Genomic DNA, 13175 nt, shown 5'->3' with positions numbered 1-13175 from the left:
TATGAGTACTACTCATCAGATGTTTACCGCCGAAGAGCGAGACCTTTTTGTCGAGTTGTTGAAGGAGTGGCCTAACTCAGAGTCAGGCACTGAAGAGTCCTCGCATGGCGTCAGCCCTTTCATCAGCTTCTATTTCCCACCAGGGCCGGATAACCACCAAGAAATAGCACTGTTGATGGTGGATATTCACGAAGACTTTGAGCAACTACTTGGGAAGCCCTACACCATTGGCACCCACCCGATTTCAGAACGTCCACATCCTTACGGCTCATCACGTTTACCGGATCTACGCGAGCAGGCCAGGAAAGCCTCCCGCTCCGAGCACTTTGTTTTCAAATTCACCGATGAAAAAAACCACGCCTCCTCACCTACCACGGCGGGGTACTTCTGGCGCACGTGGTTTATAAGAGACGAAGAGAGGAGAACCGCCTACTCCTCCATCATGTTTTACTACCGTTGGCAATGGTGGCAAGACAACCGCGAAGCGTGGCGCCGCTTTGTACTCAAGACCATTGACCTGCTCAAGGCACATCAGGTCTACAGCGGCTTTGCCATGGCCAACCCACTTCAGTTCGGCACACGGTCCGCCATCACTACTTGGGAGCGGTCGCTGGCTCCCAGCTTCTATGGCCTGGATATTGACTTCCCTTTTGGCATGCAGAGCGCACTGCGCAACGGCATCCGCCCGCCCACCTGGGCCTTCCTGCTCGCCGACCACTGGCGCGAAAAACTTGACCTCACCCGCGAGCAAGTACGCGCGGCACTCGCCCACCCGCGCATCAGTATCACCGAGTTACACAGCGGCCAGTGGATTGAGCTGGGCGAACAGCCCGAGCTGTACCCCGTCGAGCTAGGCGTCCCTGAACTGCCCATGCTCCTGAACAAACTCCTCAAACCTATCCGCTATGACGACTTGGGATTGCTCGGCTTCGGCCAATGGGACGGCGATCCCAACGAGCGTTTCACCGATGCAGACAGTCTCCGCTGGATGGCCCGTTTCGACGCGGACAGCGACTGGCCCACACCGGCAACACGCTTTAGAAGGCCGCCGGATATCTCCCCTGCCCAGGTCTCCAACAAAGTGATTGCGCTTAGCATCGTTTCAGGCATGGCGTGCACTCAAAGCGGCTGGTGGCTCGTCCCTGGTCAGGCGTACTCCCGACGCGCCTTCACGCAGGGCGATACCCTGCCCACCCTCGCCAGCGAGTCAGGCGACGAAGCGGTGTTCTGGCAACGCGACTTTGATCAAACGCCATCCGGTTTCGCCAACAGCCAGGAGCCCGCACCTCGCGCCGGACGCTGGGAAATGGAACTCGATCGTTGCGTAGATTGTGAAGTCAAGTTGAACGAGCGCCTCCCCCTCCATCAAGGGCAGGTCGTTCGCTGGCTCTGGGCCGTGCACGGTCTGCGCGCACGCAGTGGCGAACCTTGTCCTTATCACGGGTTGTGGGTTTGCGAGTACAAACCCAGCACTCTGCAACTGTTTTACGATGGACACCAGATGCCTTGGGTTGGCGGAGAGAAAGTTGTCTGGCTTTGGTTGGGAACGGTAGCTCACTTCTTTTATGAAGGCCCGTGATGTCTCCAACTAAGCCGTGCCGGTAGGGCCGCGTGACCGACCGTTCAGTAGCCAGGTCGAGGGAAGCCCTCGACCCAAGCACAACTCAGCCCTGCCACTTCCCGCCTTCAACAATCACACTCTCAGGCTTGGTGTCATCGCTCAGTTCTTTTCGCACATATTGGTCATAGAGCTTGAGCAAAAACTTCTCCTCACCCAGCTTCGCCAGCTCGGCATTCACCCAGTCACGCAGCTCGGTATTGCCCTTCTTCACCGCCGGGGCAATCGGGGCTTCAGCACCCAGTTTCTCTTCCAGTACGCGGTAGCCAGGGTTCTGCTTGGCCCAACTGAACAGCACCAGGTTGTCTTGCGCATAGGCATCCCCACGGCCGGCCGACAATGCTTGCAGCGACTCGGAGTTCTTCTCGAACTTGAGCAGTTTCCACTCTGGGTGGTTCTTGGTCAGCCAGATGTCGGCCGTGGTGCCGGTGGTGACGATGGTGGTGCGCGTCGACAGGTCATCCAGGTTTTTTACCGTGCTGTCATTCGGTACCAGGGCCTGTACCGCGACTTTCAGATTGGGATTGGTGAAGTCCACCGCTTCCTTGCGCTCGGGCGTCACAGTCATGTTGGCGAGGATCAGGTCGACCTTGTCGCTTTGCAGGAACGGAATGCGGCTGGCCGGTTCCACGGCGACAAATTCCACCTTGCTTTCGTCGCCCAGCAGGTCCTTGGCGAATTGACGGCCAATGTCGGTATCGAAGCCGACGTAGCGGCCGGCCTCGTCGACAAAGCCAAACGGTGGCTTGTCAGTGAAGACGCCAACGATCAGCTTGTCCCGCGCTTTTATTTTGTCGATATAGCTGACAGCCGCGGGTTTTACCGGCTCTTCGGCCTTTTTATCGCAGCCGGCCAGCAAGGCGACGGCAAACAGTGGCAGCAGTAACTTTTTCATATCAGCTCCAGTTCCTTGATCTTTTTGGGCAGTGTTGAAACGAAGGAGAACTTCTCCAGGAACTGCTGCGCGCGTGCGGTCTGCGGGTTCGTAAAGAATGCCTCGGGGGTGTTGTGTTCGAGGATGCGACCGGCCTCCATGAACACCACGCGGTCGGCAACCGCACGGGCGAAGGCCATTTCGTGGGTGACGATCAGCAAGGTCATGCCATCGCGGGCCAGGCCCTGAATCACTTCCAGCACTTCCTTGACCATCTCCGGGTCGAGGGCGGCGGTGACTTCGTCGAAAAGCATGACCTGGGGGTTCATGCACAACGAGCGCACGATGGCGATGCGTTGCTGCTGGCCGCCGGAAAGCTGGCGTGGGAAGGCGTCGCGCTTGTCGGCCAGGCCCACGCGCTCCAGTAAGTTTTCCGCCTGCTCACGGGCCTCGCGGGGGTCGCGCTTTTGCACTTTCAGCGGGCCGAGCAGGATGTTGTCGAGCACGCTCATGTGCGGGAACAGGTGGTAGCTCTGGAACACCATGCCGATGTCCTGGCGCACCTGGCGCCAGTCGGTAGTTTTATCCAGCAGCTCAATGCCTGCAAAGCGCAAGTGTCCGCTGTGTGCCACTTCCAGCCCATTGAGGCAGCGCAGCAAGGTGCTTTTGCCACAGCCGCTGGGGCCTAAGATCACCACCACTTCGCCGCGTTGCACGCTCAGGTCGATGCCCTTGAGCACCTGCGCCTCACCGAAGAATTTGTTGAAACCCTGAAACTCGATCAATGCGCTCATGCCTGGGCCCAGCGCCGTTCCAGCAGCTTGGAGGCGGCTGACAACGGGTAGCAGATAAAGAAGAAAAACAGGAACAGCGCGCCGTAGATCAATACCGACTCGTAGGTGCGCTCGATGATTTGCTGGCCAACCTTGATCACATCCACCACGCCGATCAGCACCGCAAGGGAACTGGTTTTGATAATGCGCGTGTAGACATTGATGGTCGGCGGCGTCATGCGTTTAAGAGCCTGGGGCAGCAGCACATAGCCGTACAACTGCGGGCCGGACAGGCCGATCAACAAGCCCGCTTCGCGCTGGCCACGCGGCAGCGAATGCAACGCACCGCGCACCACCTCACCGACTTCGCTGGCGCCCCATAGCGACAACACCAGCACCGCGCACCAGAAACTGGGCAGGCTCACGCCAAAGAAGATCGGCAAACCGAAAAACAGCAGGTACAACCACACCAGCACCGGAATGGCGCGGAACAGTTCCAGGTAGACCCGCAACACGCCGTTGATCGCCTTGTTATTCAAGGTGCGCAGCACGCCATACAGCACGCCGCCGACCGTACTGAAGGCGATGCTCAAAAACGAAATCGACAGGGTTTGCGCAGCGCCCTTGCCCAGTTGCGGCAACGACACCCACAGCAACTCAAGACCCGAACTGGCCATGCTGGAGCCTCCTTTCCAGGCGGCTGAGCAGCAGCGATAACGGCAAAAACAGCAGCACGCAAATCAGCGTCAGCACAGCGAGCATTTCGTAGGTCTTGTAGTAGAGGGCGATGTAACTCTTGGTGGTGTAGAGAATTTCCGGCACTGCCACTGCGGAAACCACTGTGGTTTCCTTGAGCAGAAAGATGAAATTGGCGAACAGCGCCGGCAGGCTGAGGATACCGGCCTGGGGCAGGATCACATGGCGCAGCAGTTGCCAGTCGGACAGGCCGATGGATTTGCCCGACTCGATCTGCGCCAGCGGCACTGCTTCCACACCGGCGCGCAACACTTCGGTGAGGTAAGCGCCGCCGAGAAAGGTCATGGTGATGATTGCCGCCCAGAACCCGGAAATATTCAAACCCAGGGCCGGCAGCGCGAAGTAGACGAAGAACAGCTGAATCAACAGCGGCGTGTTACGCGCCAGTTCCACATACAACGCCACCAGGCGTGACAGGTAGGGCGTGCGAAACACCAACAAGGCTGCGTTGATCAGCGCCACCAACAAGGAGGTGCCGATGGCGATCAAGCCCACTTGCAGGGTCACGCCCACGGCTTGCAGGAACGCCGGCAAGGTGCTGAGGATAAAAGCGAAATCGAAGGTCATGTGCAGTCCATATCGCCGCATGGGTAATGCCGCGAGCGCAGTCCGTGCTGACGTGGATAACGTCAGCTAGCGCGAACTTTAAAGGTATAAAAATCAAATTTTAAATACCTAGATAGCATATTCATATCACCAAAAAACTGACCTCTGTGGGAGCTGGCTTGCCTGCGATATCGGTGTATCAGGACTGGATGAGTTGACTGACACACCACCATCGCAGCATAGGTATCTACACAACCCTGTAGCGCTCAACGGTAACCACGATGCGAAGCGAGCCGCTCTTGATCTTGATCTGCTTTTGATCTTAGGCGCCCCGTTAAACCACGCTGGCCGGAATTCGACAGGGATTTGGGGGGGTAAACCGGCAGGGATGCCGGTTTAGCCGCCCCGCGCCATGGATGGCGCGTGGCGGCGGCCCCCCAAATCACTGGCGGATTACTGGCACACCGAGCCTAGGCGAGGTGCCGAGTGGTGGGGCGAGGACCTTTTGGTTACTTTTGGCTGGGCCGGCATTCCGGTCCTTCCAAAAGTGACCCGCTGTCAGAGCGGAACCCTAAGTGGCCGTGACCGCAGCAATGGATATGTACACGGTCCAACTGTGTTAACCGTTAGGCCGTCTTCGCAGGCAAGCCAGCTCCCACATTTGTACTGAGGCGCGTCAGGTAGATAAGCGTCGGCTGTCAGGCCGTCACGGGAGCAAGCTCCCACAGTTTTGAATGTATTTCAGATAAAAAAACGCCGACGCTGTAGTAGCCGTCGGCGTTGAAACCTTGAAGGGGGTTTTGACTTACATCAGAACGCCGGCACGACTGCGCCGTTGTACTTCTTCTCGATGAACGCTTTGACTTCCGGACTGGTCAGGGCCTTGGACAGTTTCTGGATAGCGTCGCTGTCCTTGTTGTCCGGGCGGGCCACCAGGAAGTTTACGTAAGGTGATTTGGCGTCTTCGATGATCAACGCGTCCTTGGCCGGGTTCAGGCCCGCTTCCAGGGCGTAGTTGGTGTTGATCAGGTCCAGGTCAACCTGGTCCAGTACGCGTGGCAGCAGAGCCGACTCCAGCTCCTTGAACTTCAGGTTCTTCGGGTTGCTGGCGATGTCTTTCGGCGTGGCCAGGGCGTTGGTCGGGTCTTTCAAGGTGATCACGCCAGCTTTCTGCAGCAGCAACAACGCGCGGCCGCTGTTAGAGCCTTCGTTCGGGATGGCCACGGTGGCGCCATCTTTCAGATCTTCAATTTTCTTGATTTTTTTCGAGTAACCGCCAAAGGGTTCGACGTGCACGCCGACCACGGTGACCAGGTTGGTGCCCTTGCCCTTGTTGAAGTTTTCCAGGTACGGCAGGGTCTGGAAGTAGTTGGCGTCCAGGCGTTTCTCGGCGACTTGCACGTTTGGCTGCACGTAGTCGGTGAAGACCTTGATTTCCAGGTCCACGCCTTCCTTGGCCAGGGTCGGTTTGATCAGCTCAAGGATTTCGGCGTGCGGAATCGGCGTGGCCGCTACCACCAGCTTTTCGTTGGCCTGGGCGAAGCCGACAGTCAGGGCAGCCGCCAGGGCGGTAAACAACAGAACCTTTTTCATGCAGTGTCCTTTTCTAACGACCATTTTTTATGTGAGGTGCCAGCGAAGTGCTATCGCGGCGTGGAAAGGACAATACCTATATTTTTTATTCCCGAACAATATCTTTTATTCACGTTGATATTCCATTTTGCTCATACAGGAAGGCACGCAACGATTCGCGCTCGGTTGCGCTGGCGCTGGCGAAAATTCTTCGCACTTGCTCCAGCGGTGAGCCTGCCACCGGCAGGTTCAAATGCTCGGGCAAGATTTCATCGCCGCTGCTCACCAGCAAGGCAAAGTGAATGACGTTTTCCAGTTCGCGGGTATTACCCGGCCAGCTGTGACGCTCAAGCACCTGTTGGGCAGCATCGCTGATCAACGGCACGGGCAGGTCCAGGCGCTGGCTGTAAATGCCGAGGAAGTATTCGGCCAGGGATAAAATATCCCCCACTCGCTCGCGCAACGCCGGCAGGTCCAGCTGGCCTTCGCTCAAATAATGAAACAGACGCTCGTGAAACTTGCCGACGGCCACGGCCTGGGCCAGGTCGATACTGGTGGCGGCCACCAGGCGCACATCCACCGGGCTCGGCTGTTGGGCACCGACACGGGTGACCTCGTGGTTTTCCAGCGCCGCGAGCAATTTCACCTGGATCGGCAGCGGCAAGTCGCCGATTTCATCCAGATACAAGGTGCCGCCATTGGCCGAACCGAACCAGCCTGCGCGGCTGCTGGCTGCGCCACTGTGGGTGCCGGCGGCATAGCCGAACAATTCGGCGTCGGCATAGGTGGGGCTGATAGCGCCGCAGTTGACCGACACAAACAAGCCGGTGCGATCACTGCCACGATGTATGTGCCGTGCCAGCAGTTCCTTGCCACTGCCGGTCTCGCCGCGGATCAACACAGGCAGGGTGCGCGGTGCGAGGCTTTCCAGCTCTTCGCGCAATTGGCGTGAGCGCGGATCGACGAACACCAGTGCTTTGGCGCGGATGCTCAACGGGCTTTTGTCCGCGTCCGGGAAGGTCAGCAGTGGCTGGCCGAAAGTTTCATGACTCATGACAGACTCCCGCCCCCAATCCACTCAGGGACGGGGCGTTGAAAAATATTAGGCGCTGCGCCGGGCGTGATGCTCCAGGCGATTTTGCAGGCGATAGAGGAAGGCGAAACCCTGCTCCCAGCGTCGATGGCCGGACTTCACATTGATATGCCCCGCACCCGCCAAAATACCGGCCTCGGCGCCCCACAAACGCGCCAGTTCCAGAGCCCGAGGGGCACTGACGGCACTGTCGTTGTCGGAGCTGACTACCTGGCTGGGAAACGGCAGCAGGTCGGTGGGAATCGGCGCAAAGTTACGCAGGGCGGGTGCACAGGCCGGACGTTCGACATCCGCCGGGGCGACCAGCAACGCGCCGCGTACCTGCCGCAAGAAATGCACGGGCGCGGTGGCGGCCCAGTGGGCAACAGTGATGCATCCCAGGCTATGGGCGATCAGGATGACCGGCGTGTTGTCAGCGGCAATCGCTTCGGCCAGCGCCGCCACCCAATCTTCACGGCGCGGCGTCAACCAATCGGCCTGTTCCACCCGCGCGCTGTTGGGCAAGCTGTTCTGCCAATGGGTTTGCCAATGATCTTCTGGCGATCCTTGCCAGCCCGGCACGATCAAATAACGAATCGACTCGCTGTGCATGGGTGTGCCCTCCTGCAGCGTTTAACGTTGCTGGTCAGTATAGGGTGAGGTTCACACACCAATAAGGAATAAAAAAGAATTTATTAATAACCAAATAGAATTTACATCTTTTTCAGAATTTGCTTGTACCCGCCCCTTCATTAAAACCGGCCATTGCGCCCCGGCAACCGCGGCGCAATGACCGAGCCAACCTCAGCGAGAATGATACATAGAGTGTTCCGAGCCGATAGCAACTCCGAACTTATGGTTCATCGCCATATAATAATCCCGCACTTGTGTAAGTTTTTCCGCATACGCTTGCGGAAGTAAAATACGCGCATTCATCAGATCCGTCAGCTCCTCAACTTCTGAAAAAAATCCATATTCTTTTTGCGCCAATACATCACCAAACATTCTCGGCCCAGTGATCTCGAAAATTTTCTTTTCATACTCGTTATACATTTGCCGCTCTGCGGCTGTCGAGTTTTCCTTCAGAAAGGGACGATTAGTGTTCAGCCATTCTTCGTTTGCCTTGTATCGCTCATACGCTGTCTCCAGAATCTCGTCAAATACAGGGTTGTCTGGATGGCTGGCAAAATTACTGGTGTTGAACCCATTGAAGTCCGTAGGTTCGTAAGTAACCGGCACGTTCATCAAGATATCATTGGGCGTGGCTTTCAATGTGACCTCGCCCACATTAAAGGTCAGTGCATCATCCGTATCCAGATAGATACCGCCGTACTTTTTCATTAGCACCGCGCGCATGACGTCCGATGACGCCGCTAAATTCTGCCCGCGTCCTGAACGGAAAAACTGATACATCTCGCCATATTGACCTGCATTCAGAGCCTGAAAACTTTCATCGGTCTTTACATCATGAACTTCAAGCCCGCCCACTTTATGATCCAATGCTGAATGTATTTTCTGAAAAGTATCGGCGTCATTGGCATCGACGTGAACAATCGATTTATACCCGGGGCTTTTCCGGGAATTTTCCATAATATTATTGAGCAGATTTTCCGGCATTTCATTGCCGGCCCAAAAATAGTGGATCACTTTCGGCACCTCTGTAGCACCGGACGGCAGTACCGGCATCCTCGGTAGTTTCAGTACCGTGGTTGTCATCGAAGCCGGCGCATTTTTACTGCCTTCAATCGCTTCGGCTTGAGTGCCACTCAGCCACCGTCCTTGACCTTTGCGCCAATAAAAGATGTCGTTCACCTGACCATTGGCCTGGAGCCCGCGCCAAAGACCCGCTTCGACGTCATACGTAACTTTGGTACCGTATTGACCGACATAAACCATGTAATCCTTCCCGATCATGCGCCTCACGTCATCCATGGGAACCCTGACCTCCTCAAGGATCACTGGAGGCGAGACGGGCCCCATCGGGTATCCGATATGCCCATTGACACGTTGTGGTGGCCTGAAAAATGGGCGCGCTTGTTCAGTCACTTGGGTGGGTGTGCCGGTTGCAGCATCAACCCCTGCTGAAACGCCACCGCCGGACACCCTCTCTGTCAGCGCTTTCGCCAGTGGTGCCCCCGCGTGAGTGGCCAACGGCGGTACGGCGTTCAACACGCCGAACACAATGCGGTCGGAAGCCGTTGCTTTTCCCTGGACGGCATCATCAATACCGATACCGGTCTGGGCAGCCCCGGCGGCCAGGAAGAAAACATCCAGCCCTATAGCGACTTCGGGCATGACCAGTGCCAGGGGCGTCATGAACATGGCGACCTTGGTAGCCTCTTCCACGACATGCAGCACCTTGTTCTTGGTGTAATCCCCGTCACTGACAATCGCATTGTCGGCGTCCGAATAGGACCGCGCCTTTTGCCGAACCTTGACCGCTTCGAAAGGATCGCCGTGCAACTGCTCAACGGCGATGAAACGATCCGGCACCCAACCGTTGAGGCTCGAAAGGAAAGCATTGCCTGAGGCCTGCGCATCGGACCAGTTTCCCATCCCTTGCAGGGTCTGACGCACCCCGTCTGAAAACGATCTGTCAGCTTGATCCTTGAGGGAAAAGTGCGTCAACAAGGATGCGCGCTTTACGGGATCCGAGGCTTGGCTGGCCAGCCACGTTGTCATTTGCTGCGGATTATCGAAGCGATGTATTGGCGAGGAGTTGCCAGGGATGTAAAGCAACGTCAACTGGGTTTTCCGATCAGTCACACACATCAAGTCAGTGGACTGAAACCCATTGATGCTCAGCAGGCCGATGTCCAGATCCGGGTCCTTCACGGCAGGCCCTTCAAAGTCCTGAACCGTCAGCTCGGACCAATCCTTTTGCGCAACAGGCCCCAACGCGCGCTGGGCGAGTGCCGTCTCGGCAGGGCCAAGGCTCCCTTCCAGGCGCTGCAGATTGATGGCTTTGACGAAGGAGATTTTACTCAGTGCCGTATAAGAATCACTGTGCTTGTCCCAAAACCCATCCAGGGTTTTCTTATACATTTGGGTCCGGTCTGTATCCCAGACTAATGCCTTGAAGTCATCCACCGGTATGGAAACGCGGGTGTCGGCGTTATAGAGAGCATCGCCCGGCGCACTGGGCTCCCGGTAAATACCTTGTCGAGTGTTTGCTTCCTGCACCCAACCGTCAATCTGGTTGTAAATATATACCGCCGGCGAAAAGTACTTGCCAATCTTCACAAACCAGCTTTCATCTTGCTCAATTGTTACATCTTGCCTGTTTTTCAATGCCGCTTGTGTCAAGGTGATTTTTTCCACCACCTCTTTTTCATTTTCACCGTTATTTTTAAATGTCACCAGATAGGTTTTATCCGGATCAATATCCACATCCCATTGCTGCTTTATCCTGGCAGATAAAATAGTGGAAATTTCTTTTTCTGGCGTTACAAAATCGGCGGTTTGCTTACTGATATAAGATTCTAAACGAGTGTTTTTCTTCAATGCCGCGTTGCTCCCGCCTCCTGGCTTAGGGCTTGCTTCAGCACTCTGCAGTAAACTCTGTTTTCTCTTATAGTCAGCCAGCGTGGGCAAGATACAGGCTGATGGATGTCTCAGGCCGGGCATACGATCATTCGAAGTTGCCATTACCGCAGGCTTTTCTTCAGGCTTTTCAACCGTTAAATGGGGATTGACGAACGTATTCACGACGTGGACAGGAACGCGTATAGACATGCAATTACTCCATTAATTAAATCACTCTATGCGCCGACCAGCATAATCATGCAACCGAGAATTGCACGCTCGGAAACATGTAAATTCTTTTCCTGTGCAACATCTGTAAACAGGCAATGCTTAAATAAAAAAAGGGCCGCACCCTGCCAAGGAAAGCGGCCCAAAAACTGTCGAGACTTTTTGAAACTAACGTGCGGTGATCACCGACAACTTGGTGATGCCCGCGCGCTCAATCGACGCCATGGCTCGTGCCACTTCGCCGTAGTTCACTCCATCGTCAGCCTGCAGTTGCACCCGCACATCGGGGTCCTTGGCCTTGGCCGACTGCAGGTTGAATTCCAGCAGATCCGGCTGGATTTCGTCCTTGTTGATAAACAATTTGCCGGCGCCATCGATGCTCACCACCAGCGGGTCTTTCTGCTCAACCGGCGCCACGGCCTGGGTCTTGGGCAGGTTGATCGGGATCGAGTTGGTCAGCAGCGGCGCGGTGACGATAAACACCACCAGCAATACCAGCATCACGTCCACCAGCGGCGTGACGTTGATCTCGCTCAGCACCTCATCACTGTCTTGCGTGGAAAAGGCCATGTCAGGACGCCTCCTTCACTTTCTGCGGGCTGCCGGCGCCGGCCTTGGTCAGGACCGGGTGCAGCAGCACGCGGAACGCGTTTTTCTGCGCCAGGCTGTAGAAGTCGTGGGCAAAGTCATCCAGGTCTGCCGCTGTCAGCTTCAGGCGGCGCAGGAAATAGTTGTAGACCAGCACCGCAGGCACCGCGACGGCGATCCCCACACCGGTCGCCACAAGCGCCGCGCCAATGGGCCCCGCCACGGTTTCCAGGCTGGCGGACCCGGCAGCGCTGATCCCCTTCAGCGCTTCCATGATCCCCCACACAGTGCCGAACAGGCCGATAAACGGCGAGGTGCTGCCGATACTGGCGACCACCGCCAGGCCAGTTTCCAGGGAGCGGCGCTCGCGCACGATTTGCTGGCGCAGGGCGCGTTCGAGGCGGTCCTGGTGATTGATCGCCTGGCTCAGATCCGCAGCGTGAGGGGTATCACCCACCTGGATCGCCGCATAACCGGCCTGGGCCACTCGCGCAGCGGCACCGGGCTGGGTTTCGGCGAGTTCGGCGGCCGAGTCGAGGCTCGATGCCGCCCAGAACTGCTTGTGGAACTTGCGATCCTGGGCCTTGAGGCGACCGAACTGCACGCCCTTGAGCAGGGCCAGGCCCCAGGTGGCGACCGAAAAGACCACCAGCAGCCAGATCACCGCGCTTTCGATGGATTCAAGTGGAGACGCTAATGCCATGATGTTTTTCCTCTTGTGCAGGTCGCAGCGTGTGCACACCGCGGCCGAATAATTAATGAATCTTGAAATCGATCGGTACGCTGACCCAGCCATCCTGGGCCACATCACCCTGCTTGGCCGGTACAAAGCTCCAGCGCTTCACGGCGGCCAATGCGGCGTCATCGAGTTGCTGACGACCGCTGCTTTTCTGCACCTGAATCTCTCCCGGCTTGCCGCTGGCCAGCACCTGTACCCGCAACAGCACCGTGCCTTCCCAACCACGACGCTGAGCGAGTGACGGGTACTCCGGCGCAGGGTTTTTCAGGTAGGCGGCGTTGGCCGAAGCCGGCGTCACCGGTGCGGGCGCCACAGGTGCGGGCGCAGCGGGTGGTGCAGGCGTCGGTGGCGCAGGCGGCTGCTCGACAACTTTGGGAACCGGCTTGGGCGCAGGTTTAGGCGCGGGCTTGGGTTTGGGTTTCGCAATGGATTTGGGCGGCGCCGGCTTGGCCGCCAACTCATCCACCACTGGCGGCGGTGGCTCGACCACAGGCGGAGGCGGTGGTGGCGGTACAGGCGGTGGCGGTTCAACCACCGGCGGCGCCGGCTGGGAAAATTCGATGGTCATCGGCGGAATTTCCGGCGGCACAATCGGCAGCACCAGTGTGGGTTTCTGGCTCACCCAATAGATCACTGCACCGTGCAGCACCAACACCAGCAACCCGAGCAAAATCCCTTCGCGGCGGCTGGAAAAGCGCTTCGGGGTCTTCTGCAGGCGCAATTGCCCCAACGGCGCGCGATGCGGCCGGCCAAGGTCGACCAACTCACCACTCGGTGCCTGGCGCCACTGCGCCTCGGGTGCACTGGCGGCGGTCTGGACATTGCCCATTGATTCACTCCCTACGGTTTTGAAAAACCGACGGGCCAGCGTGAAGGCCCGTCGA

The 13175-nt window shown here is 57.3% G+C and carries 12 protein-coding genes; 1 reads left to right on the top strand and 11 read right to left on the bottom strand.

The window, feature by feature from the left end:
- Position 1 precedes the first annotated feature (1 nt).
- A complete protein-coding gene (locus TX23_RS12140) occupies positions 2 to 1579 on the top strand; it encodes a type VI immunity family protein (protein WP_057702371.1) in 1578 nt (525 codons plus the stop codon).
- Between the two features lie 85 nt (positions 1580 to 1664).
- Here the strand turns inward: TX23_RS12140 and TX23_RS12135 are convergent, their stop codons facing one another.
- From TX23_RS12135 to TX23_RS12085, 11 genes are all read right to left on the bottom strand, one after another.
- Positions 1665 to 2513 carry a transporter substrate-binding domain-containing protein gene (locus tag TX23_RS12135; RefSeq protein ID WP_057702370.1) on the bottom strand — a complete coding sequence of 283 codons (849 nt, stop codon included), beginning with the start codon at positions 2511 to 2513 and terminating at the stop codon, positions 1665 to 1667.
- Positions 2510 to 3286: an amino acid ABC transporter ATP-binding protein gene (locus TX23_RS12130; RefSeq protein ID WP_057702369.1), complete on the bottom strand. Its 777-nt coding sequence runs from the start codon at positions 3284 to 3286 to the stop codon at positions 2510 to 2512. The genes TX23_RS12135 and TX23_RS12130 overlap by 4 nt, the downstream gene beginning before the upstream one ends.
- Positions 3283 to 3942: an amino acid ABC transporter permease gene (locus TX23_RS12125; protein ID WP_057702368.1), complete on the bottom strand. Its 660-nt coding sequence runs from the start codon at positions 3940 to 3942 to the stop codon at positions 3283 to 3285. The genes TX23_RS12130 and TX23_RS12125 overlap by 4 nt, the downstream gene beginning before the upstream one ends.
- Positions 3923 to 4588, bottom strand: a complete 666-nt coding sequence (locus tag TX23_RS12120; protein WP_005783759.1) for an amino acid ABC transporter permease — start codon at positions 4586 to 4588, stop codon at positions 3923 to 3925. Before TX23_RS12120 ends, TX23_RS12125 begins: the two co-directional genes overlap by 20 nt.
- A gap of 789 nt (positions 4589 to 5377) precedes the next feature.
- A complete protein-coding gene (locus TX23_RS12115; RefSeq protein ID WP_057702367.1) occupies positions 5378 to 6160 on the bottom strand; it encodes a MetQ/NlpA family ABC transporter substrate-binding protein in 783 nt (260 codons plus the stop codon).
- 109 nt (positions 6161 to 6269) lie between these two features.
- The gene (locus TX23_RS12110; RefSeq protein ID WP_057702366.1) at positions 6270 to 7193 is read right to left on the bottom strand and encodes a sigma 54-interacting transcriptional regulator; all 924 of its coding nucleotides are present in this window, start codon (positions 7191 to 7193) and stop codon (positions 6270 to 6272) included.
- 48 nt (positions 7194 to 7241) lie between these two features.
- Positions 7242 to 7823 (bottom strand): alpha/beta hydrolase, encoded by a 582-nt coding sequence (locus tag TX23_RS12105; protein WP_057702365.1) that lies wholly within the window; start codon positions 7821 to 7823, stop codon positions 7242 to 7244.
- 192 nt (positions 7824 to 8015) lie between these two features.
- A complete protein-coding gene (locus TX23_RS12100; protein WP_157243915.1) occupies positions 8016 to 10946 on the bottom strand; it encodes a glycosyltransferase family 32 protein in 2931 nt (976 codons plus the stop codon).
- A 186-nt stretch (positions 10947 to 11132) separates the two neighbouring features.
- Positions 11133 to 11534: an ExbD/TolR family protein gene (locus TX23_RS12095; protein ID WP_005783751.1), complete on the bottom strand. Its 402-nt coding sequence runs from the start codon at positions 11532 to 11534 to the stop codon at positions 11133 to 11135.
- 1 nt (position 11535) lies between these two features.
- Positions 11536 to 12258: a MotA/TolQ/ExbB proton channel family protein gene (locus TX23_RS12090; RefSeq protein WP_087149501.1), complete on the bottom strand. Its 723-nt coding sequence runs from the start codon at positions 12256 to 12258 to the stop codon at positions 11536 to 11538.
- Positions 12259 to 12307: 49 nt separating this feature from the next.
- A complete protein-coding gene (locus TX23_RS12085; RefSeq protein ID WP_057702363.1) occupies positions 12308 to 13120 on the bottom strand; it encodes an energy transducer TonB in 813 nt (270 codons plus the stop codon).
- Positions 13121 to 13175: the final 55 nt, after the last annotated feature.

It is taken from the genome of Pseudomonas paralactis (assembly GCF_001439735.1).
GTDB lineage: Bacteria > Pseudomonadota > Gammaproteobacteria > Pseudomonadales > Pseudomonadaceae > Aquipseudomonas > Aquipseudomonas paralactis.
The sequence above is the reverse complement of the archived record's forward strand: the minus strand, read 5'-3'. Positions and strand labels throughout refer to the sequence as shown.

What these genes read in the sequence shown, in the direction of transcription:
- TX23_RS12140 (WP_057702371.1), top strand. Translation starts at nt 2, where the DNA reads ATGAGTACTACTCATCAGATGTTTACCGCCGAAGAGCGAGACCTTTTT.
- TX23_RS12135 (WP_057702370.1), bottom strand. Translation starts at nt 2,513, where the DNA reads ATGAAAAAGTTACTGCTGCCACTGTTTGCCGTCGCCTTGCTGGCCGGC.
- TX23_RS12130 (WP_057702369.1), bottom strand. Translation starts at nt 3,286, where the DNA reads ATGAGCGCATTGATCGAGTTTCAGGGTTTCAACAAATTCTTCGGTGAG.
- TX23_RS12125 (WP_057702368.1), bottom strand. Translation starts at nt 3,942, where the DNA reads ATGGCCAGTTCGGGTCTTGAGTTGCTGTGGGTGTCGTTGCCGCAACTG.
- TX23_RS12120 (WP_005783759.1), bottom strand. Translation starts at nt 4,588, where the DNA reads ATGACCTTCGATTTCGCTTTTATCCTCAGCACCTTGCCGGCGTTCCTG.
- TX23_RS12115 (WP_057702367.1), bottom strand. Translation starts at nt 6,160, where the DNA reads ATGAAAAAGGTTCTGTTGTTTACCGCCCTGGCGGCTGCCCTGACTGTC.
- TX23_RS12110 (WP_057702366.1), bottom strand. Translation starts at nt 7,193, where the DNA reads ATGAGTCATGAAACTTTCGGCCAGCCACTGCTGACCTTCCCGGACGCG.
- TX23_RS12105 (WP_057702365.1), bottom strand. Translation starts at nt 7,823, where the DNA reads ATGCACAGCGAGTCGATTCGTTATTTGATCGTGCCGGGCTGGCAAGGA.
- TX23_RS12100 (WP_157243915.1), bottom strand. Translation starts at nt 10,946, where the DNA reads ATGTCTATACGCGTTCCTGTCCACGTCGTGAATACGTTCGTCAATCCC.
- TX23_RS12095 (WP_005783751.1), bottom strand. Translation starts at nt 11,534, where the DNA reads ATGGCCTTTTCCACGCAAGACAGTGATGAGGTGCTGAGCGAGATCAAC.
- TX23_RS12085 (WP_057702363.1), bottom strand. Translation starts at nt 13,120, where the DNA reads ATGGGCAATGTCCAGACCGCCGCCAGTGCACCCGAGGCGCAGTGGCGC.